A 25,630-nucleotide genomic window follows, 5' to 3' on the forward strand; every position below is an offset into this window, starting at 1 on the left:
AGGATGAAGCAACGATTAGACCGTTTATTGCGGACGGCTTTTGAAGCGAAGGCCTCCGATGTTCATTTAACGGTGGGCGTTCCACCCATTATACGCATAAATGGAGAGTTAAAGCGATACGGACAGGAAGCGCTGCGTCCCGAGGATACGGAAGGAATAGCGAAAGCGATCATTTCCGAAACATTATGGCCGCGGTTTGAAGAACAAGGGGAGTTGGATTTTTCTTATGGAATTCCCGGGGTTTCCCGCTTTCGCGTGAATGTATTTAAACAGCGCTCCTGTATTTCGCTGGCGATTCGCATCATTCCAACAAGAATTCCAACGATTGATGAATTAAAGCTTCCCGAGGTGCTCAAGCAGGTTGCCGCCAAGCCTCAAGGGCTCGTCCTGGTCACGGGACCGACCGGCAGCGGAAAATCGACAACGCTAGCGGCGATGATTGACTACATGAACAAAACGATGAGGAAGCACATTATTACGCTTGAAGATCCGATTGAATATTTGCATAAGCATGGCGGCTGCATTATTGACCAGCGCGAGGTCGGATTTGATACGAACAGTTTTGCCAACGGATTGCGCGCAGCGCTGCGCCAAGATCCGGATGTGATTTTAGTCGGCGAAATGCGCGATCTCGAAACGATCCACACGGCGATTACCGCAGCGGAAACGGGCCATCTTGTTCTCGGCACGCTTCATACGTCGAATGCTCCGGCGACGATTGACCGCATCATCGATGTCTTTCCGCCTGCGCAGCAGGCGCAAATCCGCATTCAGCTTGCGTCCGTTCTAGTGGCAGTGATTTCACAGCGTCTGTTTCCGAATGTGCAAAAAACGGGGCGGGTGGCTGTGACAGAAGTGTTGCTGAACAGCGCGGCGGTGGCGAATTTAATTCGCAATGAGAAGGTCCACCAAATCGTCAATGTGATGCAGACAAGCCGGGCATTAGGAATGCATACGCTCGCAGCGAGCATTAGAGAGCGGCTGCAGGCGGGAATGATTGCGAAGGAGGCCGCCGAGCCGTATTTGAGAGAGGAGCGGGGCGAATAACATGCCGCAATTTCAATATCAAGGCCGCGATATCAAAGGGAAGCGGCAAAGTGGAACCATTACGAGCCCGTCGAAGCGAGAGGCTGTGATGAAACTTCGGCAAAAGGGCGTGAAGGTCGTTGAAATTCAAGAAGTGCCGGCGACGCTTTGGACAAAGGAAATCACCTTTGGCCAAAAAGTGAAGCTGCAGGATTTTTCCCTTTACTTGCGGCAATTTGCGACCCTGCTCAAAGCAGGGGTGTCGGTCGTCGATTCCACGAACATTTTGGCGAACCAAACAGACAGCAAATTATTAAAAAAAGCGCTCCTTGATGTGGAGGAAGAGCTGCGCGCCGGCAACCCGTTATCAGCGGCAACGGCCAAGCATCCGCGCGTGTTTCCGCCGATGTTTGTCAATATGATGAGAGCGGGCGAAGCGGGCGGAAACATGGACGAGACGCTGGAACGGCTTGCTGATCATTTCGAAAAAATGCATCGGACGCGGCAAAAAATGATATCGGCTTTAGCCTATCCGATTGCGGTCGCCATCATCGCCCTAGCGGTTGTCATTTTTTTGCTGATCGGCGTTGTGCCGACATTTGTGCAAATGTTTGCCGATTTTCATGCCGAGCTGCCGGCGATCACCAAATTTGTGCTCAAAGCGAGCGAGGTTATGCAAGTGTATTGGTGGCTTGTCGCGCTTGCGCTTGTCGGAGTATATGTGCTTTTTTCCGCGCTAAACAAGCGAAAAACAAGCAAATATTATCTCGATTATGCGCTGCTTCGGCTGCCGATTTTCGGGAAGCTCATGCAAAAGGCGGCGCTGGCGCGGATGACGCGCACGCTCAGCTCGCTGTTTTCAAGCTCTGTGCCCATTTTGCAGGCGCTGTCGATCGTGGAAAAGGTGATTGAAAACGAGGTCATTGCGAAGGTCGTCAAAGAAGCGCGCGATGCGTTGGAGCGCGGGCAATCGCTGACGGAACCGATGAAAAATCATTGGGCGTTTCCGCCGCTGGTTACTCAAATGATTGCGATCGGCGAACAAACCGGGGCTCTTGATGCCATGCTCAGCAAAGTCGCTGATTTTTACGAAGCGGAGGTCGATGTCGGGACCGACCGTCTCAAATCGCTGATTGAGCCGCTGATGATCGTTCTTTTGGCGGGTATCGTTGGAACGATTGTCACCTCCATTATCGTCCCAATGTATGATATTTTCAATCATATCCAGCAATAAACATAAGAATTTGTTTCCATTGAACTTATAAATCCTGTAAAATAGTAGATAGAAAGACTTATACATTGAAAGAAAGGGAGAGGTAAATATGTTAAAGCGGTGGTTAAAAAACGAGCGCGGGTTAACGCTTATCGAATTGCTGGCGGTCATCGTCATTTTAGGAATTATCGCAGCGATTGCGATTCCGGCGATTGGAGGCCTCATTGATAACTCGAAAAAAGATGCCCATGTAGCAAATGCCCAGCAAATGATTAATGCGGCAAAAATTGCGGTAACATCGGATAAGTCATTATTGCCTCCAAAAGGACAAAGCCTGTATATTAATTTGAAATATCTGGAGGATAATGGATATTTAGAAACTGTGAAGGATCCAGATGGATTAGAGTATAAAAACCTAGAAGCTAACACACCTACACCAGCTGCTTCTGCTTCATTGACTGAACCTTCTAATGACTCTTATGTTGTAATCATTAATAACAATAACAAATTAACTTATAAAGTAAAACTAGTGAATTCGTCACGTGGAGTTCAAACCGGCGGTACGGGCGAAGCAGCAGGAAAAGCTGTTGCAGAAGATCAATTAAGTCGTCAAAATGTAAGATAATAGTTGACAAGGAAAGTACCCATGTCTATCGTACTTTCATATCTAATTTTTATAGTAGGGTTACTCCTCGGCTCTTTCTTTAACGTTGTCGGTCTTCGCGTGCCGGTGGGGGAATCGATTGTGAAGCCCCGTTCGCATTGTCCGAGCTGCCAGCGCACGCTGACGGCTTGGGAGCTGATTCCGGTCGTTTCTTATCTTGTGCAGGTGGGAAGATGCCGCGGCTGCGGCGCGCGCATTTCGCCGCTTTATCCGCTGATGGAATGGCTGACCGCTTGTCTTTTTACGCTTTCACCGCTTGTTTTAGGATGGTCGGCCGAATTGTTGGTGAGCTGGACGCTCATTTCTCTGTTTATGATTATCATCGTTTCCGATCTTCGCTATATGATGATTCCTGATCGCATTTTACTGGTGTTTGCCGTTCTTTTTCTTATCGAGCGCGCCCTGCTCCCGCTTTCGCCGTGGTGGGATTCGCTGGTTGGCGCGTTCACCGGCTTTGTTGTTCTGCTGCTTGTCGCCGTTGCCAGCCGTGGCGGGATGGGCGGCGGCGATATTAAGCTATTTGCTTTGATCGGCTTTGTTGTCGGATGGAAAATGGTGCTTTTGGCGTTTTTCATCTCAACGCTTTATGGGACGGTATTCGGTTTAATTGGAATGGCGCTCGGCAAAGTCCGCCGCGGCCAGCCGATGCCATTTGGCCCTTATATTGCGCTCGGAACGTTGACGGTTTATTTTTTTGGACACGAAATCGTGGAATGGTATAAGCAATTGATTTTCTTTTAAGTGATGAGGGGAACAGCATGGATATGTTAAAGCTTTTAAAATGGCGCCATAAAATCGCGAATATGATCATCAAGGATCATGTGATCCGCTACGTGGAAGCGAAGCCTTCCGATCCGTTTTCCATTCATAAATGGGGCGAACGCGAGCTTCCAAGCGGGCTGATTCAGGACGGAAAAATACAAGATGAGGAAACACTTGAAATGATTTTGGAAGAATGCGTGCAGGAATGGAAGCTGAAAAACCGCCGCATCCGCTTTGTTGTCCCCGATGCCGTTGCCGTCATTCGGCGCATTTTTCTGCCGCATGATTTGCAGGAGGATGAAATTCGTGGCTATTTATTTATGGAGCTTGGAACGACGATTCATTTGCCGTTTGAGGATCCGGTGTTTGACTTCACGATTTTAGAGCATACGGATGAAAAGTGGACCATTTTATTGTTTGCCGCCCCTGAGGAGCTTGTGGCCCATTATGCCCGGCTTTTAGAAAAGGTCAAGCTTCAGCCGATTGCGGCGGATGTTTCTCCGCTGTGTGTTTACCGCTTGTTTTATGCGGCGGATCAGGTGGAGGAGAACGATCATTTGCTCATCGTGCAAATGGATGAAACCGCCGTGAATGTTAGCGCCTTTCACCGCCATATTCCGATTTTTATGCGCCAGCTGCTATTTGAGCCGCTTGAGGAAGCTGCGTCCGCTTCTCCAGTGCATATAGAGGAAATGTTTCAGCCGTTTGAGGACGTATATAAAGAAATTGAACGTGTTATGAGCTTTTATCACTTTTCGATTCAGCAAGGAAAGGAACAAATTAACCGGCTGCTATTGACAGGGGATCATCGTTATTTACCGCAAATTTATCAGTCGATGCAGGAACGTTTTGATGTTCCTGTCGAGCAGCTGTCGCCATCGCTCGCGGCAGCCGTTGACTCGCGCTATCATTTGGCGTGGGGACTTGGATTAAAAGAGGGAACGAACTATGCTCATCGACGTTAATTTATTGCCAAAGAAAGAACCGAAAAATGCCGTATTTCTGATTGTGGCGATATTGCTGCTTGCGGTGCTCGCGGCGGCAGGCGCGTTTTTTTATTGGTCCGTGCAAAAAGCGGAGTCGGAAATGAATCAGCTTACGCAGGAATTAAAGCAAACGCGCGCTCTTGAAGCGGCCGAGCAGCAAAAGCTTGCTGATGCAGAACCGGTGCAAGAGGTGGAAGAATTGCAAAAGACGGTGGAGTGGGCAAAGCAATATCCATTGAAAACGGTCCTTCTTTTGCAAAATATGGCCAAGCTTTTGCCGGAGCGCGGGTTTCTCATGAATTTCTCCTATGCGGAGGACACAACCGTATCGATCACCGTGCAGTTCGATACGAGTGAAGATGCGGCTTATTATTTAAAGCGTTTGTCGGATGCGCCGTTTGTGGCAAACGTGCAACTCAAAAGCGTTGCGGCCGCCAATCAAGGAGACAATGGATCGGCAGACAGCAGTCCAGAGGAGGCTGCGGATGCAGCCGAAGGAAAGAAAATCGCGCCTCGCTATCTTGCGCAATATGAGCTGCGAATCAATAAAGAGGCTCTAAAAGACGAAAAGGAGAAACAACCATGATCGTCCGTTTTTCGAAACGCCAGCTGCTAGGTTCGCTTTTGGCACTGGTGCTTGTCGGCACATCTGTCGTCCTGCTTTATTTTTACACGCTGAAGCCGCTTTACAGCCGCCTCGAGGAGTTAAGAACGACGGTTGAAAATGAAAAGAAGCTGCTCGCGACGATGCAGACGCAAGCGGAGCAGCAACAGACGGACCGGACAGCCAGCGTGGTTGAACTGCAAAAAAAAGTGCCCGTCAAACCGCTCGTGGAGCAGCTGATCCTTGATTTAGAAAAAGCGGAGGTTCTGTCGGACAGTTTGATTTCTAGCATGTCTTTTAATGAAGAAGCGGATGTCAATGGGCAGCCACCAGCCGATAGCGCACAGGGGCAAGAAAATGGAACACAGGCCCGTACAGAGGAGCAAGCGGCAGCTCAAAAAACGGATTCTGCTGCCCCTTCTTTGCCGCAAGGATTAAAAAAAGTAACGGTTCAGCTTACGGTGCAATCCCCGTCTTACTATCATTTGGAAAGATTTTTACAAACGCTTGAGAAGCTTGACCGCATCGTTTCTGTTGAAACGCTATCTTTTTCGGGAAATCCAGAGCTGACATCGATTGACACACAGACCGAGCCGTTAACCTACTCATTGACGATCAGCGCTTTTTACCATCCTGGATTAGCGAAACTGCAAAAACAAACACCGCCGCTTGACGTTCCTTCCCCAAGCGGAAAGCGGAATCCATTGACTGAACTGCTGCCGGATGATGGCGATGAGGAACGATAAGCCTTTGCGCCTGCTGCGGGCAAACCGGGGAATGACGTTAATAGAATTGCTGGCAGTGATCGTGATTTTAGGAATCATTGCGTCCATTGCTGTCATTGTCATGTTTCATATCATTGAGAAATCGCGGCAGCAGGCGTTCGTTTCGAACGCGTTTGCTCTTTATGAAGCCGCCCGTCTTCGTGTCAGCGCAGGAAATGTCGAATTTTTAGCGCCTGAAACTTCTGAAATGCTGACGTATAAGCAACTTGTCGCAGACGGTGTGCTTGAGCCGGTTCGCGATCCGTTTACCGGCCGCGTGCTGTCAACAGACCATAATCCTTCCTATGTGCTCGTCCGAAAAAGCGCGGATGGCCATCTTCAGTACGCGGTTTGTTTAAAGGGGGAAACAAAGCAGCTTTGCTCTTACAGCGATACGCAAGAGGAAATACCGGTGAAGGAGCTGTCTGTCTCGCTCATTACCGATATTCGATAGAACGAAATTTGGCGAAAACCTTCGAGAACAAGACGACAAATGTCTTGTTCTTTTTTGTTTCCAGTATGATAAGATGGGCAAAGAATGGAAGAAACGGGGATGATAGAATCATGGACAAGCACGACAAAGAAATAAAAGTCAAGATCAATGGAAAAGAGCAGTCATTTATGATGGAAAAATCGACAAGCCTCCCATTGCCGGAAGCGGAGGTCAGTGCAACGAAGGAGGAATTCTCCATTTCTCCGATTGTCTCTTTCGCCGGCGAAAACAGCAAACCGAAACGGGCGGCATGGGGACGCTTCACTCATGGGCGCGCCAAATCAGCCATTTTGGCGATTTTATTAGCTGTCATCGTCGGGACAAGCTTTGGCTTGGTCGTTCTTTATGCCATTCCTAAACCAAAAGAAACCGCTTCGGTGGACGATAATGGCTCGGCTATTTCGCTAGAGCAAACACAACCTCAAGAAAAGACAGCCCCTTCTTCAACGGAACCGACGTCAACATCGTCAGCCTCATTGACCGTGAGCGTCATTCAGGCAGGGGTGTTTAGTGACGAAAAAGCGGCAAAGGCCTATGCTCAAAAGCTGCAATCTTCTAATCTCCCAGCTGTTTTAATTGGAAAAAATCCGACATCCGTATTCATTGGTGTGGGAAAAGACAAGCCGTCACTTAGCCCTCTGAATGACCTGTACAAGCAAAAGGGAGCCGATACGTATATCAAGTCGATGTCTGTTCAGCGAGTGAAACACTCCTCATGGCAATCATTTTATCAAGAGCTGGCGACGTTATCTGTGCAATTGCTAGAGAAAAAAGAAGCGAGTGCTGGACAGTGGGAATCATTGCAAAAAAAATATAAACAGCTGCAAGCTTCTGATGCCTCCAGTAATCCAGTATGGAAGTCGATCGAGAATGCGTATTTGTCGTTAATCGCCTATCGCGAGAAAAAGGATGATGCTTTGTTATGGAAGACGCAGCAGCAATTGCTGGATCTATTAAAATGACAGAAAAGCGGACGGGTCAGCCTCTCCGCTTTTTTTGCTTGAAAATAGTTCTGCCATGATTGGCAGTCACTGTTCTATGAGCGAATAAAATAAAACAAAGACTTGCCTGGCTTCCGACTTTTCATACGAATAGGCGACAAATGTCGCCAGACCGCTTTGGCCGCCGATTTTCCAGGCGTCTTTTAGGCTGCATTAATGATTGATGGAAGCTCCCCCATCTTTTTAAATAAAAAAATTGTGTCGAATTGTGAATTTTGGTACGATACAGGTGTATCTTCCGATTTGAAACGAAGAAAAAGGATGGGATGGTAGATGAAGCTGATACTTGCCTCAAGTTCTCCTCGGCGCAAACAACTGCTGAATATGGCGGGCCTCCATTTTGATATCCTCGCTAGCGAAATCGATGAGCACATCCAAGCCAACCCAACACCAGAGGAAATGGTTCAATCGCTTGCTTATCAAAAAGCGAAAGAAGTGCAGCGAAAGCATCCAGATGCCTATGTCATCGGTGCAGATACGATTGTCGTGCATGAAGGACAGGCGCTGGGCAAGCCAAAAACAAAGCAAGAAGCATTTGAGATGCTGAATAGGCTATCTGGGCAAACTCATGAAGTGTTTACAGGAGTAGCGATTCTTTCACCAGAAAAAGAAACGGTTTTTGCTGAGCGCACAGCCGTCACGTTTTGGGATATGACAAAAGAAGAAATTTGGGAGTACATCGAAACAGGAGAGCCGATGGATAAAGCAGGTGCATACGGCATTCAAGGGAAGGGAGCTTTGTTTGTGAAACAGATCGTAGGAGATTATTTTTCTGTTGTGGGACTTCCGCTTTCCCGAACGATTCGTGAGCTGAAAAAGCTTGACTGGAAACAAGAAGAAAGGAATGGTGAGTAAAAAGCAATGACGCTGATGATTCGTGACGTTCCAAAGGAGGCGCGTCCGCGCGAACGCCTTCTATTTAACGGCCCGGAAAGCCTGTCTAATCAGGAGCTGCTGGCGCTCTTACTGCGTACCGGAACAAAGTCTGAATCGGTGCTTGAGCTTGCCCAACGGCTGCTCCATCGTTTTGAAGGGCTGCGTCTGCTGAAAGAGGCAACAGTTGAAGAAATCACCAACATTAAAGGAATCGGCAAAGCAAAGGCGGTGCAAATTTTAGCCGCCATTGAATTGGGCCGCCGGATAGGACGGCTCAGCTACGATGAACGATATGTGATTCGTTCGCCGGAAGATGGGGCAAAATACCTCATGGATGATCTGCGCTTTTTATCACAAGAGCATTTTGTCGCCATTTACTTAAATACCAAAAACCAAGTGATCCATCGAAAAACCGTGTTTATCGGCAGTTTGAATGCCTCTATTGTCCATCCCCGCGAAGTGTTTAAAGAAGCGATCAAACGATCTGCCGCTTCTATTATTTGCGCCCATAATCATCCTTCAGGAGACCCAACTCCGAGCCGCGAAGATGTGGAAGTGACAAAACGCCTTGTCGAATGCGGCCGAATCATGGGAATCGAACTTTTAGACCACTTAATCATTGGCGATCAAAAGTTCATCAGTTTGAAAGAAAAAGGATATATGTAAGTAGTTCTCTTTTTTTGTCGAATGAGTTATAATAACAGTTATGAGTTTTTCCTCGCCATGCTGTACAAATTTGGAATGACGAATAAAATCGAAAAATGAGTATAAAAATTAGCATTTCGTTTCAGAAAGGAAGATACAAATTATGTTTGGATTAGGAACAAGAGATCTTGGAATCGACTTAGGAACAGCCAATACTCTTGTATATGTGAAAGGCAAAGGCATTGTTGTCAGAGAACCGTCAGTCGTTGCATTGCAAAAGGACACAAAACAAATTGTAGCAGTCGGAAATGAAGCGAAAAACATGATCGGCCGGACTCCGGGCAACGTTGTCGCTTTGCGTCCAATGAAGGACGGAGTCATCGCTGATTATGAAACGACCGCGATTATGATGAAATACTACATTAACCAAGCAACCAAAAATAAAGGATTTTTGGCTGGAAAACCTTATGTGATGGTATGTGTGCCCTACGGCATCACAGCTGTTGAGGAGCGGGCGGTGATTGATGCCACGCGTCAAGCTGGGGCACGTGATGCGTATACCATTGAAGAGCCATTTGCCGCAGCGATCGGCGCCAACTTGCCGGTATGGGAGCCGACTGGAAGCATGGTCGTCGACATTGGCGGCGGTACAACAGAGGTTGCGGTCATTTCTCTCGGCGGGATCGTGACGAGCCAATCGATCCGAATTGCTGGAGACGAGATGGATGAGTCGATTATTCAATATATCCGCAAAACATACAATCTCATGATCGGGGAGCGGACGGCGGAAGCGATTAAAGTCGAAATAGGGTCCGCCGGAACCCCAGAAGGAATTGGCACGATGGAAATCCGTGGGCGCGATTTGCTAACAGGATTGCCAAAAACGATTGAAATCAGCGCGGAAGAAATTGCGGAAGCGCTACGCGACACGGTCTATGCCATTGTGGATTCGGTGAAAAATACATTGGAGAAAACGCCGCCGGAGCTGGCTGCTGATATTATGGACCGCGGAATTGTGCTGACAGGGGGCGGTGCCTTGCTGCGCAATCTTGACAAAGTCATCAGCAAGGAAACGGAGATGCCTGTGATTGTAGCGGAAAATCCGCTTGATTGTGTTGCGATCGGAACAGGAAAAGCGTTAGACCATATTCATCTATTTAAAAACAAAGCGAAAAGCCATCGCTAATTGCAAGAGGTGTAAATCATGCCACAATTCTTTTTAAACAAACGACTGATTTTATTGCTTGTCAGCATTATTTTTCTCGTGGCATTGATTGGTTTTTCCTTGAAAGACCGGAAAGAGTTGACATGGTCTGAGCAATTCGTAAAAGATACAACCGGTTTTGTCCAGCTTTTGTTCCATAAGCCCGCACAGCTCGTTGCGGGCTTCTTTGAGAATGTTCAAGACATCAAGAATACATACAAGGAAAACAAGATACTCAAAGAGCGGCTTGAAGAATATGTGATGCTGGAAGCAGAAGTTCAAACTTTAAAGAAGGAAAACGAGGAGCTTCGTGCGATCTTAAAGAAAAAAGAAAGCTTGCGTGATTTTGTTGCCATTCACGCGACCGTTATCGGGCGGAATCCTGAGCGCTGGCAGGAAACAATTATTATCAATAAGGGCGAGCAGCAAGGCGTGAAAAAGGATATGGCTGTCATTACGCCTGGAGGATTGATCGGAAAAGTCCAGCATGCTGCACAATTTACAGCTACCGTTCAACTTTTAAGCTCTATTGATCGGAAAAACTTTATTTCCGCGTACGTCCAAACGAAGAATGAAAGTGTGTTCGGATTGATTGAAGGCTATGATGAAAAACGCAAGTCCTTGCTTTTAAAACGAGTGCCATTTGATGCGAAAATTGAGAAAAAGCAATTGGTCATGACATCAGGGCTTGGCGGCATTTTTCCAGAAGGTCTCCCGATCGGCGAAGTGGAAGAGGTCGTGCCGGACCAATACGGTTTAACCAAAATGGTGTATGTCAAACCGGCTGCAAACTTTTATGATATTGACGATGTCATTGTCGTCAAACGAAAAATAGACGCTGCGCAAGAAGAGGAGGAAGCAAAGTGAAAAAGCTGTTTCTTCCTTTTCTCGCCATTGTGATTTTTATGAGCGAAAGCATTTTAGTCGATTTATGGCCGAAAAATGAATGGTATCAAGATTATTTATTTGCTCCCCGTTTTCTGTTTGTTTTTATTTTATTGATTACCGTGTATGTCACGCGAACTTATGGAATGATTTATGGTTTTATCTTCGGACTGCTGTATGATGTTGTTTATACAGAAATTCTTGGAGTGTACGCGTTCGCGTTTACTTTAATGGCCTATGTGATGGAAAAAGCTATGAAAATCTTTCATAATCATCTAGCCGTTACTTGTTTTCTCAGTATGCTGGCCATTATGATGCTGGAATTTTATGTTTATGGTATTCAACTGCTAATTGGAAAAACCGATATGCCGATTGACCAATTTAATTCACACCGCCTTTTGCCAACGTTGCTGATCAATGTCATTTTTCTTTTTCTTTTTTCTTATCCGCTGAAGCAATGGCTGCTGAAATTTGGACGTGACGAGCGGGAAGAATGAAAAGGAAAATAGGCGGGGGTTGTAGAATTATTCGTTGAGGTGAACGTTGTGAATAGGCAAAAACAACCATATGTCACGATGAAGGGAACGAAAGATGGGCTGACGTTGCATCTCGATGATATGTGCTCCTATGATGATTTAATTGCGGAGTTGGATGAAAAGCTAATGATCAATGAGAATAAGGATTTTGACGGACCGCTCGTTTCTGTTCATCTTAAGCTTGGAAACCGCTATTTAACGCCGGAGCAGGAGGAAGAATTGCGCGCGCTTATCCGGGCGAAAAAGAATTTAGTCGTTGCTTCGATTGACAGCAATGTCATGACGAAGGAAGAAGCGATTGAATGGAAGCAGAAAACAGAAATCGTTTCTGTTGCCAAAATCGTCCGTTCCGGGCAAGTGCTTCATGTGCATGGCGATTTACTGCTAATAGGCGATGTCAATCCAGGGGGAACGGTTATTGCTGGAGGCAATATTTTTATTCTTGGAGCGTTAAGAGGCATTGCACATGCGGGATGCTACGGCAATAAGGAGGCTGTGATTGCGGCGTCTGTGATGAAGCCGATGCAGCTGCGCATTAGCGATGTGATGAATCGCGCTCCGGATTATAAAGTCGACGAACAAAATGAAATGGAATGTGCCTACATTGACGACAATGACCAAATTGTTGTCGATCGCTTACAGCTACTTATGCATCTTCGACCGACTTTAACACGGTTAGAAAGGAGATTTTAGCAGTGGGAGAAGCTATCGTCATTACATCAGGAAAAGGCGGCGTTGGGAAAACAACGACAACCGCTAACTTGGGAACGGCCCTTGCGCTATTAGGAAAACGTGTCTGCCTTGTTGATACGGATATCGGACTGCGCAATCTTGATGTTGTCATGGGTCTTGAAAACCGGATTATCTATGATTTAGTGGATGTTGTAGAAGGGCGCTGCACGGTGCAAAAAGCGCTTGTAAAGGATAAGCGGTTTGACGATAAGCTGTATTTGTTACCTGCGGCACAAACAAGCGATAAAACAGCAGTGGCGCCGGAGCAGATGAAGCAGCTTGTGGAAGAGCTTAAGCAAGATTATGATTATGTGCTGATCGATTGTCCGGCTGGTATTGAGCAGGGATTTAAAAATGCGGTGGCCGGAGCAGATGAAGCGATTGTGGTGACAACTCCAGAAGTATCATCCGTTCGCGATGCCGACCGCATCATCGGATTGCTGGAAAAAGAAGAGCATGTGAAGTCGCCGCGGCTTGTCATCAACCGCATTCGCGGCCATATGGTCAAAAGCGGCGATATGCTGGATATTGATGAAATTGTGATGCACCTATCCATCGATTTGCTCGGCATTATCGCCGATGATGAAAACGTCATCAAAGCGTCCAACAATGGGGAACCGATTGTTCTTGATCCAACCAGCAAGGCCTCGATTGCCTATCGAAATATTGCGCGCAGAATTCTTGGCGAATCTGTGCCGCTGCAATCGCTCGAATCAGAACAAAAAAGCATGTTTACACGAATCAAGCGTTTTTTTGGTGTTCGTTAAAGGGAAAGCTAGTTTGAAAGCTGAATCATTCAGCTTTTAAACTAGCTTTTTTAAGCATAACCCCATAGGTTGTCTCATACATTAGTTACAAACGATCATGTGGGGGAATGGTGATAACCGGATGAATAAGCGTGCAAAAGAGATTCAGAAGCGAATCGAAAAACGAAAGCGGCAGCGTTCGCTTCAGTATGACCGTTCTTATCAGCCGCTTGTAGATTTATCGGATGAGGAGCGATATGGGCAACCTGTCATTACATATGACCGCTATCCGACAGATGAGCCGCATCATCCGTTATTTAAAAAGGAAGTGTTTTTATTAAAAACATTTGTCGCTGCTTGTCTTGTGCTCATATCAGCGATTGCCTTTAAAAACCCTTCCGCAGCGTTTGAGCCTGTGCGCGCGGTCGTGAAGCAGACAATGGAGCATGAATTTCAATTCGCGGCGGTATCGAAGTGGTATGAGGAGAAATTTGGCGAGCCGTTTGCTTTATTTCCCGAGAAAAAGACAGAAACGGTGAAAAAAAGCGAGAAATCTTATGCGATTCCTGCTTCGGGGCGCGTTCTCGAAAATTTCGAAAAAAATGGACAAGGAATTATGGTTGAAACAAATGTCAACACTCCTGTAGAAGCAATGGATGACGGAATCGTAATATTTGCCGGCAATAAAGATAAAATTGGCAAAACGGTTATCGTCCAACATGCGGATGGAAGTGAATCTTGGTATGGGAATTTAGGGAGTATTACGGTCAAGCTATATGATTTCATTGAAGCAGGCAAAGAAGTCGGAACGGCGATGAAGGATGGGAATCAAGCAAAAGGGGTTTTTTATTTTGCGATTAAGCAAGGGGATCAATTTATTGACCCGATTCAGGTGGTTCCCTTTGAATAAGTATCTGGCTTTGCTTATGAAAATCCACATTCATCCGCTGCTGTGGCTGATGGGAGGAGTCGCCGTTATTACCGCACATTTTCAACAATTGCTTCTTTTATTTTGTATTGTATTGATTCATGAGCTTGGACACGCTGTCACGGCGCTTTTTTTTTCTTGGCGCATTAAACAAATTTTATTGCTCCCTTTCGGAGGCGTTGCTGAGGTTGAAGAGCACGGGAATCGGCCGTTTCGCGAGGAGCTGCTTGTAACATTGGCTGGTCCGGCGCAACATATCTGGCTGTTAGGGGCTGGCTTTGTGATATGGGAAGCAGGGATGATATCAGATGATACTTGGCAGCTATGGGCCCGCTACAATGTGACAATCTGTGCTGTTAATTTACTGCCTATCTGGCCGCTTGATGGCGGGAAGCTGCTGTTTCTCGCTTTAACCCGTTGCTTCCCCTTTGAAAAGGCACATAAGCAGATGGTGATTGGTTCATTGATCGCTCTTTTTTTATGGATCGCAGGCATTTTTTTCATTGCACCCTCCCAACTTGATCTATGGGTAATCGCGCTTTTTCTTTTCATTTCGCTTTGGAAGGAATGGAAGCAGCGGCGTTATGTGCTGATGCGTTTTTTATTGGAGCGCTATTATGGAAAAAAAGGCGATTATCAGAAGTGGCAGCCGATTAAAGTAGAGGAAACGGAGCCGGTGCAAAAAGTGCTGCAAAGATTTTACCGCTGTCAGAAGCATTCCATTATTGTGGTGAAAAATAAGAAAGAGCAAATCATTCTTGATGAAAGCGAAGTGCTGCACGCTTTTTTTGCCGAGCGGCAAACAAATGAAGCGATTGGCAACCTGCTCTATGTCTAAATGCGAAGACAGCCGCTTTTCTTTTGGATCCAAAAGAAAAGCGGCTGTTGCTGACGAATACCACTTATAGATGTCGCGAGACGCTGTACGGTTTTTGGACCGCTTTTATATATTGACATTCGTCATTTTCTTGTGGTACTATTCTCATGTTGTAGAAAATTTTGCGCGCATCAAAAGCGGCAAGATTTGGTGCAAAAGTCGTTTTGAAAGGCACCCATGCTACAACCGCTCAGCGCAGGTTGGAAGTGTTCGCATTGGCGAAACGCCTCGTGCTGGCGAGTCTGAGTCTATGTTAGGAGGTGCAACAATGTACGCAATTATTGAAACTGGCGGTAAACAAATTAAAGTTCAAGAAGGCCAAGAAATCTACATCGAAAAGCTTGATGTAGCGGAAGGCGAAACGGTTACTTTTGACAAAGTGTTGCTTGTAGGCGGTGAAACTGTAAAGGTTGGCAATCCTACAGTAGAAGGCGCAACGGTAACAGCTAAAGTTCAAAAGCATGGCCGCCAAAAGAAAATCATCGTGTTTAAGTACAAACCGAAAAAGAACTATCGTCGTAAACAAGGCCACCGTCAACCTTACACAAAAGTAGTGATCGAAAAAATTAACGCGTAAGGCGTCGACGATGATACACGTAGAAATTGAACGCACAGACGAAGGGAACATTAAGAGCTTTACGATGAGCGGCCACGCTCATTTCGCAAAGCGTGGACAAGATATCGTTTGTGCTGGGGCATCGGCGGTTTCCATCGGAGCGATCAACGCGATTGAAGCGTTGACGAAGATCAAGCCGCATATTACTCAAGGAGACAAAGGCGGATATCTTCGCTGCGAGCTTCCTGATATTGAGGATGTTCGCGTTGCTGCGAACGTACAGCTTCTCCTTGAAGCGATGCTCGTTTCATTACAAACGATTGAAAGAGATTACGGAAAGTATATCCGGGTTGTCGATAAACATAGGAGGTGAAACTCATGCTAAGACTTGACCTTCAATTTTTCGCATCGAAAAAAGGAGTAGGTTCAACGAAAAACGGTCGTGACTCCATCGCGAAGCGTCTTGGCGCGAAGCGTGCGGACGGCCAATTCGTAACAGGCGGTTCGATCCTTTACCGTCAACGCGGTACAAAAATTTATCCAGGCTTGAATGTTGGCCGCGGTGGCGACGATACACTTTATGCGAAAGTAGACGGCATCGTTCGTTTCGAGCGTTTGGGCCGTGATCGCAAAAAAGTGAGCGTATACCCAGTAACACAAGAAGCATAACAAACAAGGTTTGAAAACTCTAACCGCTTTTGGTTAGGGTTTTCTTTTTGCCCCGGTTTGAAACAGCCCGTCCAAAGCGATAAAGGTTATGCCAGGCGGGTTTATTGCCGTAAAAAAATCTCCTAGCCGATCGGCCTCTGCTTTTTATTTCGCCACTAGCTGTTTTATTTGCTATTTGGTATAATTTAACTAAAAATAAATGGGTAGGAGCGCCACCAATGAAGGAAAAATGGAGCATATTAGATGCGTTACGCCATTCCCGGCATGATTGGCTGAATAAAATCCAGTTGATTAAAGGGAATTTGGCATTGAATAAAATAGAGAGAGTCCATGAGATTATTGAAGAAATCGTTCGGGACATGCAGCATGAGACGAAACTCACAAATTTAGGGGCGAAGCAGTTTGCAGAACTATTAATGACTTATAATTGGGAAGCGAAGAAAATTTCCATATCGTATGAAGTGCTCGGGGACGGCTGTGATTTATCGGCACATGACAGCGAGCTTACCGAGTGGTGTCGAGCGTTTTTACAGGTGATGGAACAGCAAGCCGATATGAATCGTGAAAGCCATTTAGAGATTTCGATTGAAGCATTCGACGCGGAAGTGCGGTTGTTTTTTGACTACAGTGGCACAATAAGCGATGAGAACGCGTTTATGGAATGGCTCAACACTCATGAACGCGGAGCTTCCCTATGTTTAGAGCAATTTTCTATACATAAAGATGAAATGACCGTAGCGATTAAAATTGCACGTAAGCATCAAGGATAGATCGGAGGAAAGCAGCATGTTTGTCGATCAAGTAAAGATTTATGTGAAAGGCGGCGACGGAGGAAATGGAATGGTTGCATTTCGCCGCGAGAAATATGTACCAAAAGGCGGACCGGCCGGAGGAGACGGCGGCAAAGGCGGCGATGTTGTATTTGTGGTAGACGAAGGGCTCCGTACGCTTATGGATTTCCGTTATCAGCGCCATTTTAAAGCAGCCAAAGGCGAAAACGGGATGTCGAAGGGACAGCACGGAAAAAATGCGGAGGATTTAGTGGTCAAAGTGCCGCCGGGAACGGTTGTGATGGAGGCGGAAACGAAGCAAGTGCTTGCTGATTTAACAGAACACGGCCAACGTTTTGTCGTCGCGAAAGGCGGGCGCGGCGGGCGCGGGAATATGCGCTTTGCCACTCCTGCTAATCCGGCGCCAGAAATTGCCGAAAATGGCGAGCCGGGAGAAGAGCGCGATGTGATTCTTGAGCTGAAGCTGCTCGCTGATGTGGGACTCGTAGGATTTCCGAGCGTCGGAAAATCCACTCTGCTTTCAGTCGTCTCGGCTGCCAAACCGAAAATTGCCGATTATCATTTTACGACCCTCGTTCCGAATTTAGGGGTAGTTGAAACAGACGACGGCCGCAGTTTTGTGATGGCCGATCTACCGGGGCTGATTGAGGGGGCCCATCAAGGAGTCGGACTTGGCCACCAGTTTTTGCGCCATATTGAGCGAACCCGTGTTATTGTTCATGTCATTGATATGGCAGCGATAGAGGGCCGCAATCCGTATGAGGATTATGTTATTATTAATGAGGAGCTCAAGCAATATAATTTGCGGTTGACCGAACGGCCGCAAATCATTGTCGCCAATAAAATGGACATGCCGAATGCCGAAGAAAACTTGCAAGCTTTTAAAGAAAAGCTGCCAGAAGAGGTGCCGATTTTTCCAATTTCCGCGATTACACGGCAAGGATTGCGCGATTTATTATTTGCCATTGCCGACCTTTTAGAAACGACACCGGAATTTCCGCTTCATGAAACGGAAGAGCCAGCTGTCCAGCGCGTTGTTTATACATTGGAGAAGGAGGCGCCAGCATTTACGATTACGCGCGACAGTGATGGCACGTTTATCGTATCGGGAGAGAAAATCGAAAAGCTGTTTAAGATGACCGATTTTTCACGAGATGAATCTGTGCGTCGCTTTGCGCGGCAATTGCGTTCACTCGGAGTGGATGACGCTTTGCGCGAACGCGGGGCAAAAGATGGCGACATTGTGAAATTGCTCGATTACGAATTCGAATTTATCGATTAAAGAAGCGGAGGATGCAGTCCGTTGGATAAGTTAGATAAGAAATTTTATTTAGTGCGGGAAGATGTGCTGCCGGAAGCCATGCGAAAAGTATTGCAGGCAAAGGAGTTATTGGAACGGAAAAAAGTCGACTCGATAGCGGAAGCCGTCCAGCTGGTTGATGTGAGCCGCAGCGTATTTTACAAATACCGCGATGCGGTATTTCCATTTCAAGCTGTTGTGAAAGAAAGCATCGTTACATTGTTTTTCCATCTTGAAGATCGTTCGGGCACGCTATCCAAGCTGCTCAGTGTCGTTGCGGCGGCCGGCTGCAATGTGCTGACGATTCACCAGACGATTCCGCTGCAGGGCCGTGCCAACGTGACAATGTCAATTAGCACTAACGATATGAATGAGGACATCGAGAATTTATTGGCAAAATTGCGCCATCTCGAGTTTGTTGAAAAGGTGGAAATTGTCGGGTCAGGCGCTTATTAGAATCAGGGGAGAGGCGAATGATGAAAATTGGCTATTTAGGACCAAAAGCGACTTTTACGGATTTAGCGGTAACCACTCTATTTCCCGCTGCCGAAAAAATCGCATATGATACGATTCCGGAGTGCATTGATGCGGTCAGCAGCCAAGAAGTGGAGCTAGGAGTCGTTCCACTTGAAAATACGATCGAAGGCTCGGTCAATTTGACGGTGGATTATTTGATTCATGAACAGCCGCTGCCGATTGTCGGGGAAATTATCGCGCCGATTCAGCAGCATTTAATGGTGCATCCCTATCATGCACATATGTGGAGTGACGTACAAGAAATTTACTCACATTCTCACGCGATTGCACAATGCCATAAATTTTTGCATCAAAATTTTAAAAAAGCAAAATATGTGTATATGACGTCAACGAGCGCTGCCGCTCAATTCGTCAGCCAAAATCCGCATCTTCCAATCGCGGCGATTGCCAATCGCTTGGCCGCGGAAGAATATGGTTTAACCATCGTACGTGAAAATATTCACGACTACGATTATAATCATACAAGATTTATTGTCGTCCGTCGGCAGAATGAAGCGTTGCCACTGCAATCACCGCTGTATGCGGGCGATAAAACAACGCTGATGATCGCATTGCCGAAAGATCAAGCCGGCGCCCTGCACCAAGTGCTGTCCGCCTTTGCCTGGCGCCGTCTAAATTTAACGAAAATCGAATCGCGTCCAGCGAAAACGGGCTTAGGAAACTATTTTTTTATTATCGACATCGATCAAAAAATGGATGATATCCTCATCCCCGGAGCCATCGCTGAGCTTGAGGCGCTCGACTGCACGGTGCAAGTATTGGGAAGCTATCCCTACTATATCATTTAAGAATCCCCCCAGCTGCGTAAAATGCGGCTGGGGGTGTTTTATGTATTAGATGTTGCTTGACTATTAAGAGAATCTCTTATGAATATTTTCATCCTACATGGTGTTTAAAGGTAGAAAGAAGTATGTGACAGTAGATGTTTGTAAAATTACATTATTTGGATTATTCTAAATTTCTATATGGCGTTGCTATAATTTTATTGTCATCCGGATGATTAGAAAATGATGAAAGGAAGACAATAAGATGGCAAGGAAACGGGGATTTCGCTATAAGTGCTATATGGCTGTGATTCTTTCCTTTTGCTTAATTTTTAGTTCTATTGCTCCATCGTTTACTCAGGCTGCTCTTGGAAAGTCAGATCGAGTGATGACGAAAAAACAAAAGATTGAAGCTCAACTTGGTGATCTTCCTGACAAACGGCCAAAAACAAAATTGGAATTAGAAAGCAAGCGAACCAAGTACTCAACTCGATACTTGAATCCAGATGGAAGTTTTACAGAAGAGATATATCTACAACCTCAATTTTATCAAGATCCTCTTGATAAAAAATGGAAAAAAATTAATAACAATCTAAAAGCAAATAAAACAAACCAATTTGAAACTACAGCTAATGTCTTTAAAGCTGCATTTGCAGAATATTCTAATCAAGCTGAACTTGTTTCTATTGCAGAAAACGATAAAAAACTTTCACTTATTCCGATTAATGATAAAAATGTACAAGGAATTGTCAAAAATAATGAAATTACTTATAAGGGATTATTTGAACAAACAGATGTGCGATACCGTATTCAAGGAAATGCTGTCAAAGAAGATATTATTCTGAACAATAAGCCTTCCAATAATGCATTTACTTTTGAGATTAAATTAAAAGGATTGACTGCTGTTGCTAAAAAAGATGGCACCATCGTTTTTGAGGATGCAAAAGGGAACCCTCAATGGTATTTTGAAAAGCCATATATGTTTGATGCAAATAATAAGTATTCGGACCAAGTTGCTTTTCATTTGCGCCAGGAAAATGGTAGAACTTATGTAGATGTTATAGCGGATGAAAATTTTTTGCAGGATCCGGATACAACATACCCAGTAACGATTGATCCTACGATTAATGATTGGGATGTTTTACGTGATAATTTTATTGCAAGCAATTATCCTGACTCAATTTACTCGAGTAACACATACATGAATACAGGATACAGCAGTTATTTCGGCATGACTCGTGCTTTAGTGAGATTTTACCTTCCAAGTCTTCCAAGTGATAGCGTGATTTCCAATGCGACATTTAATGCATATCAAACAAATGCTGATGGTCAACAAGTGTCCATTGATTTATATCGGATCACAAGTAACTGGTCTTCTTCTGTTACTTGGAATAATCAACCTTCTGTTCGAAGTACAAAAGAATCAACAACAACAAACAATACAGCCAATGCGTACTGGAGTTGGGACATCACTCAGTTAGTTAAGGACTGGTACAATGGCATTCAGCCAAACTACGGATTGATGTTAAAACAACAAAACGAATCGTCTTCTCCCTATCGCGCATTCAATACGGTAAATAGCAGTGTTAATACTCCACGCATCACGATTAACTATTGGGTAGAGCCAATCGGCCAAGAATCTTTCTGGACGACCACTAAAGATGGGGTGAATCCAGCAAACGGAAACTTTGTTTTACAAACAACGGATCTTGCTATTTCTGGTCTGGGTGAAGATGTTGAAGTTACAAGAACATACAATAGTCGAAAGTCCGGAACAAATGGAATGTTTGGTTATGGTTGGATGTCTAATGTCGAAATGAACATTTGGGATGCAAGCAATGGCCCCATTACGTTTGTTGATGGAGATAATACTCGTCATATTTTTGGTGAAAAAGTGGGTGGGGGATACGAAGCTGCTGGTGGTGTCTATCTTGATCTAATCAAGAATGGAGACGGCACTTATACAGTAACAAAAACGGACGGTACAAAACTTTATTTCAATGCAAATGGAAAACTTTCTCGCATTGTTGATACAAACGGGAACACAACTACATTGAATTATAATGCAAACGGAAAATTAGCTTTAATTACAGATGCATCAGCAAGAACGACGACCATTTCCTATGGAACAAATGGATATGTATCAAGTATCACCGACCCGGCAAATAGAACCATCTCTTATGAGTATGATACTTTCGGTAACCTAACCAAAGTCAGGGATGCTCAAGGAAATGCGACCATTTTTACGTATGATTCAGATCATAATCTAACAAGTATTAAAAATGCTCGAAATATTATGACGACAATTGGCTATGATACATCGGACCGCGTAAAAAGTATTGAACGCCCTATTACGATTAACGGCACGCCTGCAACGAGTATTACCAATTATTCCTATGACAAAACCAATAGTGTTACGTCGGTTACAGATGGAGAAGGGAGACGGATAGATTATACGTACAACGCTAACGGCAATATTATTCAAATCACAGAAAATCCTTTAGATGCTCAAAACAAAGCTGTAACCACATTTGATTATGATAATAACAATAATTTAACCCGAGTGATAGAACCAAATGAAAATAAGGCAAACGGAACCGCAGCGTTCATTTATCAATATGACGAAAAAGGAAATATCGTTAGCGTTCAATTGCCGGAAAATCAGTCCGCACAATATACGTATGATTTACAAAACAATCTTATCAAAGAGCAGGATTTTAACAGCAACGTCAGCACCTTTGATTATGACCAAAATAATAATCAAACCGAAGCGATTGATCCTTATACGCAATCAGTTTCGCAACGATACGATAATTTGGGAAATTTGCAGTATTCGACGTATCCAATGTCATCAGCCGATAACTTGGTAAGTAACTCTAGCTTCGAATTGGATAATAATGCGGATAATTGGCCAGATAACTGGACAAAGGCGGTAGAATCAGGGAAAACCGCTACATTCAGTTGGACCGCAACAAGCAAATTTGGGAATAAAGGGATTAGTATTTCCAATTCAACTGGATGGGCAATTGTTAGTTCTGATAAGCAGCCGTATGATGGTGGAATTTATGTGGCAAGCGGTTATGTAAAAACATCGTCCATGTCTGCACAGGCCCTTATAAAAGTTGAATATTTTGATGCACAAGGAAACTGGTTAAATCAAAAAATTTCTTATGGGTTGGCAGGAACGAACGACTGGACCCGATTTCATGTTGTAGCGGATAATGCTCCATCGGGAACTCGGACGATTCGAGTATCTGTCGGTATAAACGCTGGTTCTGGAACTGCTTATTTCGATGGGATCCAACTAGAGAAAGGAACGGTTGTCAGCGCCTATAATCTTGTAGATAATTCAAGCTTTGAGCGAGATGTTAATAGTGATGGAATTCCTGACAGTTGGACAACAAGCGGCAACTTATCAGCAAATGATGGACTAGATACAACAGTTGCGAATATATATGTCGGAAGCAAGTCATTTAAAATCACGGGAGAGTCTGGGAAAAATAAATATATTAAACAACGAATCAATATTTCCGGCGACAGCAACACCAAACTTACGTTGTCTGGATGGTCCAAACAGGAAGGAGCCAATCCAAACGGCGGTTACTATAGCTTGCAAGTAGCGATCCACTATACGAATGGTACAACAGACTGGGACTACGCCAACGATTTCGATAAGATGAAGACCGATTGGCAGCATGTTGCCGCGGAAGTGAAGCCGAAACAGGCATTCGATTACATTGACGTGTATTATTACTATTATAATCAAACGGGCACAGCATGGTTTGATGCAATGCGTCTAGAAGTAGGAGCTTCTCTGACGTCGTACACGTATGATGCAAAGAAAAACTACGTCACCAAAGTCACCGATCCGGCAGGAAATACGGTTTCTTACACATACGATGCTATCGGAAACCAAACGAGCGTCACAGATGGAAAAGGAAAAACGACTTCTTACGAATATAACAACAATAACCAATTAACCAAAGTCACCGACCCAAACGGAAATGTGACTACCTATGGTTACGACGGTGTGGGAAATCGAACATCGGTCACTAATGCAAAGAATTATACAACCAACTATACGTATAATGAATGGAACCAAATCTCTAGTTTCAAGAACCCGTTAAATCAAACGACATCCTTTGCTTATGATAAAAACGGCAATCTTACAGGGGTTACGTATGCAACCGGGGATCGCGTATCCTATAGCTACAACGCGCTGAACCGACTCGTTGCCGTTGCTTACAACGGGACAACAAAATGGACGTTCAATTACGATGCCAATGGCAACGTGACGTCGGTGACGGATGCCAATGGAAATGCGACCACGTACACATACGATAAAAACAACCGTCTGACTCGCATCAGCAAAGGATCATCGAACGCCATTGCCTACGGTTATGACGATAATGGAAATGTTACATCGACATCCATTACGGCTGGTACAACGACTGATACGATCGGATACAGCTATAATCCATTGGACCAGTTAGTCGTCTTGTCAAGAAACAGCGCGAATTTAGCGAGATTTACGTACGATGAGCGCGGAAATATTTCGTCCATCATCCATGCCAATGGAACTTATACCGCTTATGAGTATAACGATGCCAATCAGCTAAAATCACTGAAAAACTTCGGTGCAAACGGAAATGTTTTAAACTACTTCCTCTACAATTACGATGCCAACGGCAATATTACGACTGTAGAAACAAAAGATGGCACGATTACGTATCAGTATGATGCATTGAATCAGCTGACAAAGGAAACACTAGCGGATGGAACAGCGATTACGTATGAATACGATGCGGTTGGCAACCGGACGAAGAAAATCGTCAACAATGGAACGACTACGACAACGACCACGTATACGTATGATGCTGCGGACCAATTAACAGCCGTTAACGGACAGGCATACACATATGACGTGAACGGGAATTTAACGAACAACGGCAACAAGACGTTTGTGTATGATAACGAAAACCGTCTCATTCAAGTAAAAAACGCATCCGGCGCTACGATCGCAACCTATACGTATGACCATCAAGGAAGACGCATCAGCAAAACAACATCAAGCGGTACGACTTACTATCACTACGATGGCGACTCGATTCGCTTGTTGTATGAAACAGATGCCAACAACAACATCGCAGCGGAATATACGTGGGACGCATTGGGCCGCCCGGTCACGATGACAAAAGGCGGAGTCACTTACTACTATCATGTAAACGGCCATGGAGATGTCGTCGCATTGACGGATGCAAGCGGAAATGTCGTCGCGCAATACCAATATGACGCATGGGGCAACATTCTGTCTAAAACCGGTGCGCTGGCAACAGCAAACCCATACCGTTATGCCGGTTATTATTACGATGAGGAAACCGGGTTATACTACCTAATGGCACGGTATTATGATGCGAATATGGGGCGGTTTATTACAAGAGATACGTTCCATGGGTTTGAAAATGAGCCGCAAAGTTTGAATCAGTATGCGTATACGAAAAATAATCCTATTAATTCTATTGATCCGAATGGTCACTACTCAAAACGACTTGATTTGGGATTTAATAGTTATATTAAGGCCAATATAGGTTGGCAAGAAATATCTGTAACAATTAATTTAACTCCTGGATTTTTAATAAGTACTGGTATAGGCTTTGGTGCAGGTTTAGCCGCCAGTTATGTGATAAAGCAAGTTTTAACTTGGTATTTATTCCCGGTTCTTTCTAATATCATATTAACTAAGGGGGCCGAAAAAGTTGTTAACTATTTAGCAAAAAAGCTTTCAAAATCTGCATTTAAAAAAATAACCAAAGGATATAACTGGACAAAAAAATCTATATTCTACACAAGTTTAGTAGTTCCAAATCTAATATTTAGATATTAGGTACTAAATTTGGTTAATATTGTAAATTATTAAGTTGTTTCGGAATAGAATGGTCGTTTTTTGCAATTTTAAACGGGTTTTTGCGAGTTAATGCAGCGAACATCTGGAGTATCGTGCAAAACTCCTTTCTTCAGTTTACAGAAAAAACGTTTAGTGGCTTGACATAGAGCCTCTACGGACAGTTTTC

The 25,630-nt window shown here is 44.8% G+C and carries 26 protein-coding genes and 1 other annotated feature; all 26 genes read left to right on the forward strand.

What is annotated here, in order from left to right; all coding sequences use genetic code 11:
* Nucleotides 1-3 precede the first annotated feature (3 nt).
* Entirely contained in the window at nt 4-1,047 is a 1,044-nt protein-coding gene (locus GFC28_RS17105) for a type IV pilus twitching motility protein PilT (protein ID WP_044742922.1), read from the forward strand.
* Nucleotide 1,048: 1 nt separating this feature from the next.
* A complete protein-coding gene (locus tag GFC28_RS17110) occupies nt 1,049-2,260 on the forward strand; it encodes a type II secretion system F family protein (RefSeq protein WP_044742921.1) in 1,212 nt (403 codons plus the stop codon).
* 88 nt (nt 2,261-2,348) lie between these two features.
* Nucleotides 2,349-2,864: a prepilin-type N-terminal cleavage/methylation domain-containing protein gene (locus GFC28_RS17115; protein WP_044742920.1), complete on the forward strand. Its 516-nt coding sequence runs from the start codon at nt 2,349-2,351 to the stop codon at nt 2,862-2,864.
* Nucleotides 2,865-2,885: 21 nt separating this feature from the next.
* Complete coding sequence (locus tag GFC28_RS17120) at nt 2,886-3,644, forward strand: prepilin peptidase (RefSeq protein ID WP_044742919.1); 759 nt, start codon at nt 2,886-2,888, stop codon at nt 3,642-3,644.
* A 17-nt stretch (nt 3,645-3,661) separates the two neighbouring features.
* Entirely contained in the window at nt 3,662-4,630 is a 969-nt protein-coding gene (gene pilM, locus GFC28_RS17125) for a type IV pilus biogenesis protein PilM (protein WP_044742918.1), read from the forward strand.
* Nucleotides 4,614-5,237, forward strand: a complete 624-nt coding sequence (locus GFC28_RS17130; RefSeq protein ID WP_044742917.1) for a PilN domain-containing protein — start codon at nt 4,614-4,616, stop codon at nt 5,235-5,237. Before pilM ends, GFC28_RS17130 begins: the two co-directional genes overlap by 17 nt.
* Nucleotides 5,234-6,001 (forward strand): type II secretion system protein GspM, encoded by a 768-nt coding sequence (gene gspM, locus GFC28_RS17135; RefSeq protein WP_044742916.1) that lies wholly within the window; start codon nt 5,234-5,236, stop codon nt 5,999-6,001. The genes GFC28_RS17130 and gspM overlap by 4 nt, the downstream gene beginning before the upstream one ends.
* Entirely contained in the window at nt 5,988-6,473 is a 486-nt protein-coding gene (locus GFC28_RS17140; RefSeq protein ID WP_044742915.1) for a type II secretion system protein, read from the forward strand. The genes gspM and GFC28_RS17140 overlap by 14 nt, the downstream gene beginning before the upstream one ends.
* Before the next feature lie 110 nt (nt 6,474-6,583).
* Nucleotides 6,584-7,474: a hypothetical protein gene (locus GFC28_RS17145; RefSeq protein WP_044742914.1), complete on the forward strand. Its 891-nt coding sequence runs from the start codon at nt 6,584-6,586 to the stop codon at nt 7,472-7,474.
* Between the two features lie 312 nt (nt 7,475-7,786).
* The gene (locus tag GFC28_RS17150; protein WP_044742913.1) at nt 7,787-8,368 is read left to right on the forward strand and encodes a Maf family protein; all 582 of its coding nucleotides are present in this window, start codon (nt 7,787-7,789) and stop codon (nt 8,366-8,368) included.
* A gap of 6 nt (nt 8,369-8,374) precedes the next feature.
* Entirely contained in the window at nt 8,375-9,055 is a 681-nt protein-coding gene (radC, locus tag GFC28_RS17155) for a RadC family protein (RefSeq protein WP_044742912.1), read from the forward strand.
* A 142-nt stretch (nt 9,056-9,197) separates the two neighbouring features.
* Complete coding sequence (locus GFC28_RS17160) at nt 9,198-10,220, forward strand: rod shape-determining protein (protein WP_044742911.1); 1,023 nt, start codon at nt 9,198-9,200, stop codon at nt 10,218-10,220.
* An 18-nt stretch (nt 10,221-10,238) separates the two neighbouring features.
* A complete protein-coding gene (gene mreC / locus GFC28_RS17165; protein WP_044742910.1) occupies nt 10,239-11,105 on the forward strand; it encodes a rod shape-determining protein MreC in 867 nt (288 codons plus the stop codon).
* Entirely contained in the window at nt 11,102-11,620 is a 519-nt protein-coding gene (gene mreD, locus GFC28_RS17170; RefSeq protein WP_044742909.1) for a rod shape-determining protein MreD, read from the forward strand. Before mreC ends, mreD begins: the two co-directional genes overlap by 4 nt.
* A gap of 78 nt (nt 11,621-11,698) precedes the next feature.
* Nucleotides 11,699-12,352 (forward strand): septum site-determining protein MinC, encoded by a 654-nt coding sequence (gene minC, locus GFC28_RS17175; protein WP_221212047.1) that lies wholly within the window; start codon nt 11,699-11,701, stop codon nt 12,350-12,352.
* A 2-nt stretch (nt 12,353-12,354) separates the two neighbouring features.
* Nucleotides 12,355-13,158 carry a septum site-determining protein MinD gene (gene minD, locus GFC28_RS17180; RefSeq protein WP_044742907.1) on the forward strand — a complete coding sequence of 268 codons (804 nt, stop codon included), beginning with the start codon at nt 12,355-12,357 and terminating at the stop codon, nt 13,156-13,158.
* 121 nt (nt 13,159-13,279) lie between these two features.
* The gene (locus GFC28_RS17185; RefSeq protein WP_044742906.1) at nt 13,280-14,047 is read left to right on the forward strand and encodes a M23 family metallopeptidase; all 768 of its coding nucleotides are present in this window, start codon (nt 13,280-13,282) and stop codon (nt 14,045-14,047) included.
* Nucleotides 14,040-14,903, forward strand: a complete 864-nt coding sequence (locus GFC28_RS17190) for a M50 family metallopeptidase (protein ID WP_044742905.1) — start codon at nt 14,040-14,042, stop codon at nt 14,901-14,903. Before GFC28_RS17185 ends, GFC28_RS17190 begins: the two co-directional genes overlap by 8 nt.
* 213 nt (nt 14,904-15,116) lie before the next feature.
* Nucleotides 15,117-15,196: a sequence feature (ribosomal protein L21 leader region), on the forward strand.
* 14 nt (nt 15,197-15,210) lie between these two features.
* Nucleotides 15,211-15,519 (forward strand): 50S ribosomal protein L21, encoded by a 309-nt coding sequence (gene rplU / locus GFC28_RS17195; protein WP_027409453.1) that lies wholly within the window; start codon nt 15,211-15,213, stop codon nt 15,517-15,519.
* Nucleotides 15,520-15,529: 10 nt separating this feature from the next.
* Nucleotides 15,530-15,871, forward strand: a complete 342-nt coding sequence (locus GFC28_RS17200) for a ribosomal-processing cysteine protease Prp (protein ID WP_044742904.1) — start codon at nt 15,530-15,532, stop codon at nt 15,869-15,871.
* A gap of 5 nt (nt 15,872-15,876) precedes the next feature.
* Entirely contained in the window at nt 15,877-16,167 is a 291-nt protein-coding gene (rpmA, locus tag GFC28_RS17205; protein ID WP_044742903.1) for a 50S ribosomal protein L27, read from the forward strand.
* Between the two features lie 218 nt (nt 16,168-16,385).
* Nucleotides 16,386-16,937: a sporulation initiation phosphotransferase B gene (locus tag GFC28_RS17210; RefSeq protein WP_044742902.1), complete on the forward strand. Its 552-nt coding sequence runs from the start codon at nt 16,386-16,388 to the stop codon at nt 16,935-16,937.
* Between the two features lie 16 nt (nt 16,938-16,953).
* On the forward strand, nt 16,954-18,240 hold the full coding sequence (obgE, locus tag GFC28_RS17215; RefSeq protein ID WP_044742901.1) for a GTPase ObgE: 1,287 nt from the start codon (nt 16,954-16,956) through the stop codon (nt 18,238-18,240).
* A gap of 78 nt (nt 18,241-18,318) precedes the next feature.
* Complete coding sequence (locus GFC28_RS17220) at nt 18,319-18,714, forward strand: ACT domain-containing protein (protein ID WP_044742997.1); 396 nt, start codon at nt 18,319-18,321, stop codon at nt 18,712-18,714.
* A 20-nt stretch (nt 18,715-18,734) separates the two neighbouring features.
* Complete coding sequence (gene pheA, locus GFC28_RS17225) at nt 18,735-19,583, forward strand: prephenate dehydratase (protein WP_044742996.1); 849 nt, start codon at nt 18,735-18,737, stop codon at nt 19,581-19,583.
* Between the two features lie 241 nt (nt 19,584-19,824).
* Nucleotides 19,825-25,443 carry a DNRLRE domain-containing protein gene (locus GFC28_RS17230; RefSeq protein ID WP_231883460.1) on the forward strand — a complete coding sequence of 1,873 codons (5,619 nt, stop codon included), beginning with the start codon at nt 19,825-19,827 and terminating at the stop codon, nt 25,441-25,443.
* The last annotated feature ends 187 nt before the right edge of the window (nt 25,444-25,630 follow it).

This window comes from Anoxybacillus sp. B2M1 (genome assembly GCF_001634265.1).
GTDB lineage: Bacteria > Bacillota > Bacilli > Bacillales > Anoxybacillaceae > Anoxybacteroides > Anoxybacteroides rupiense.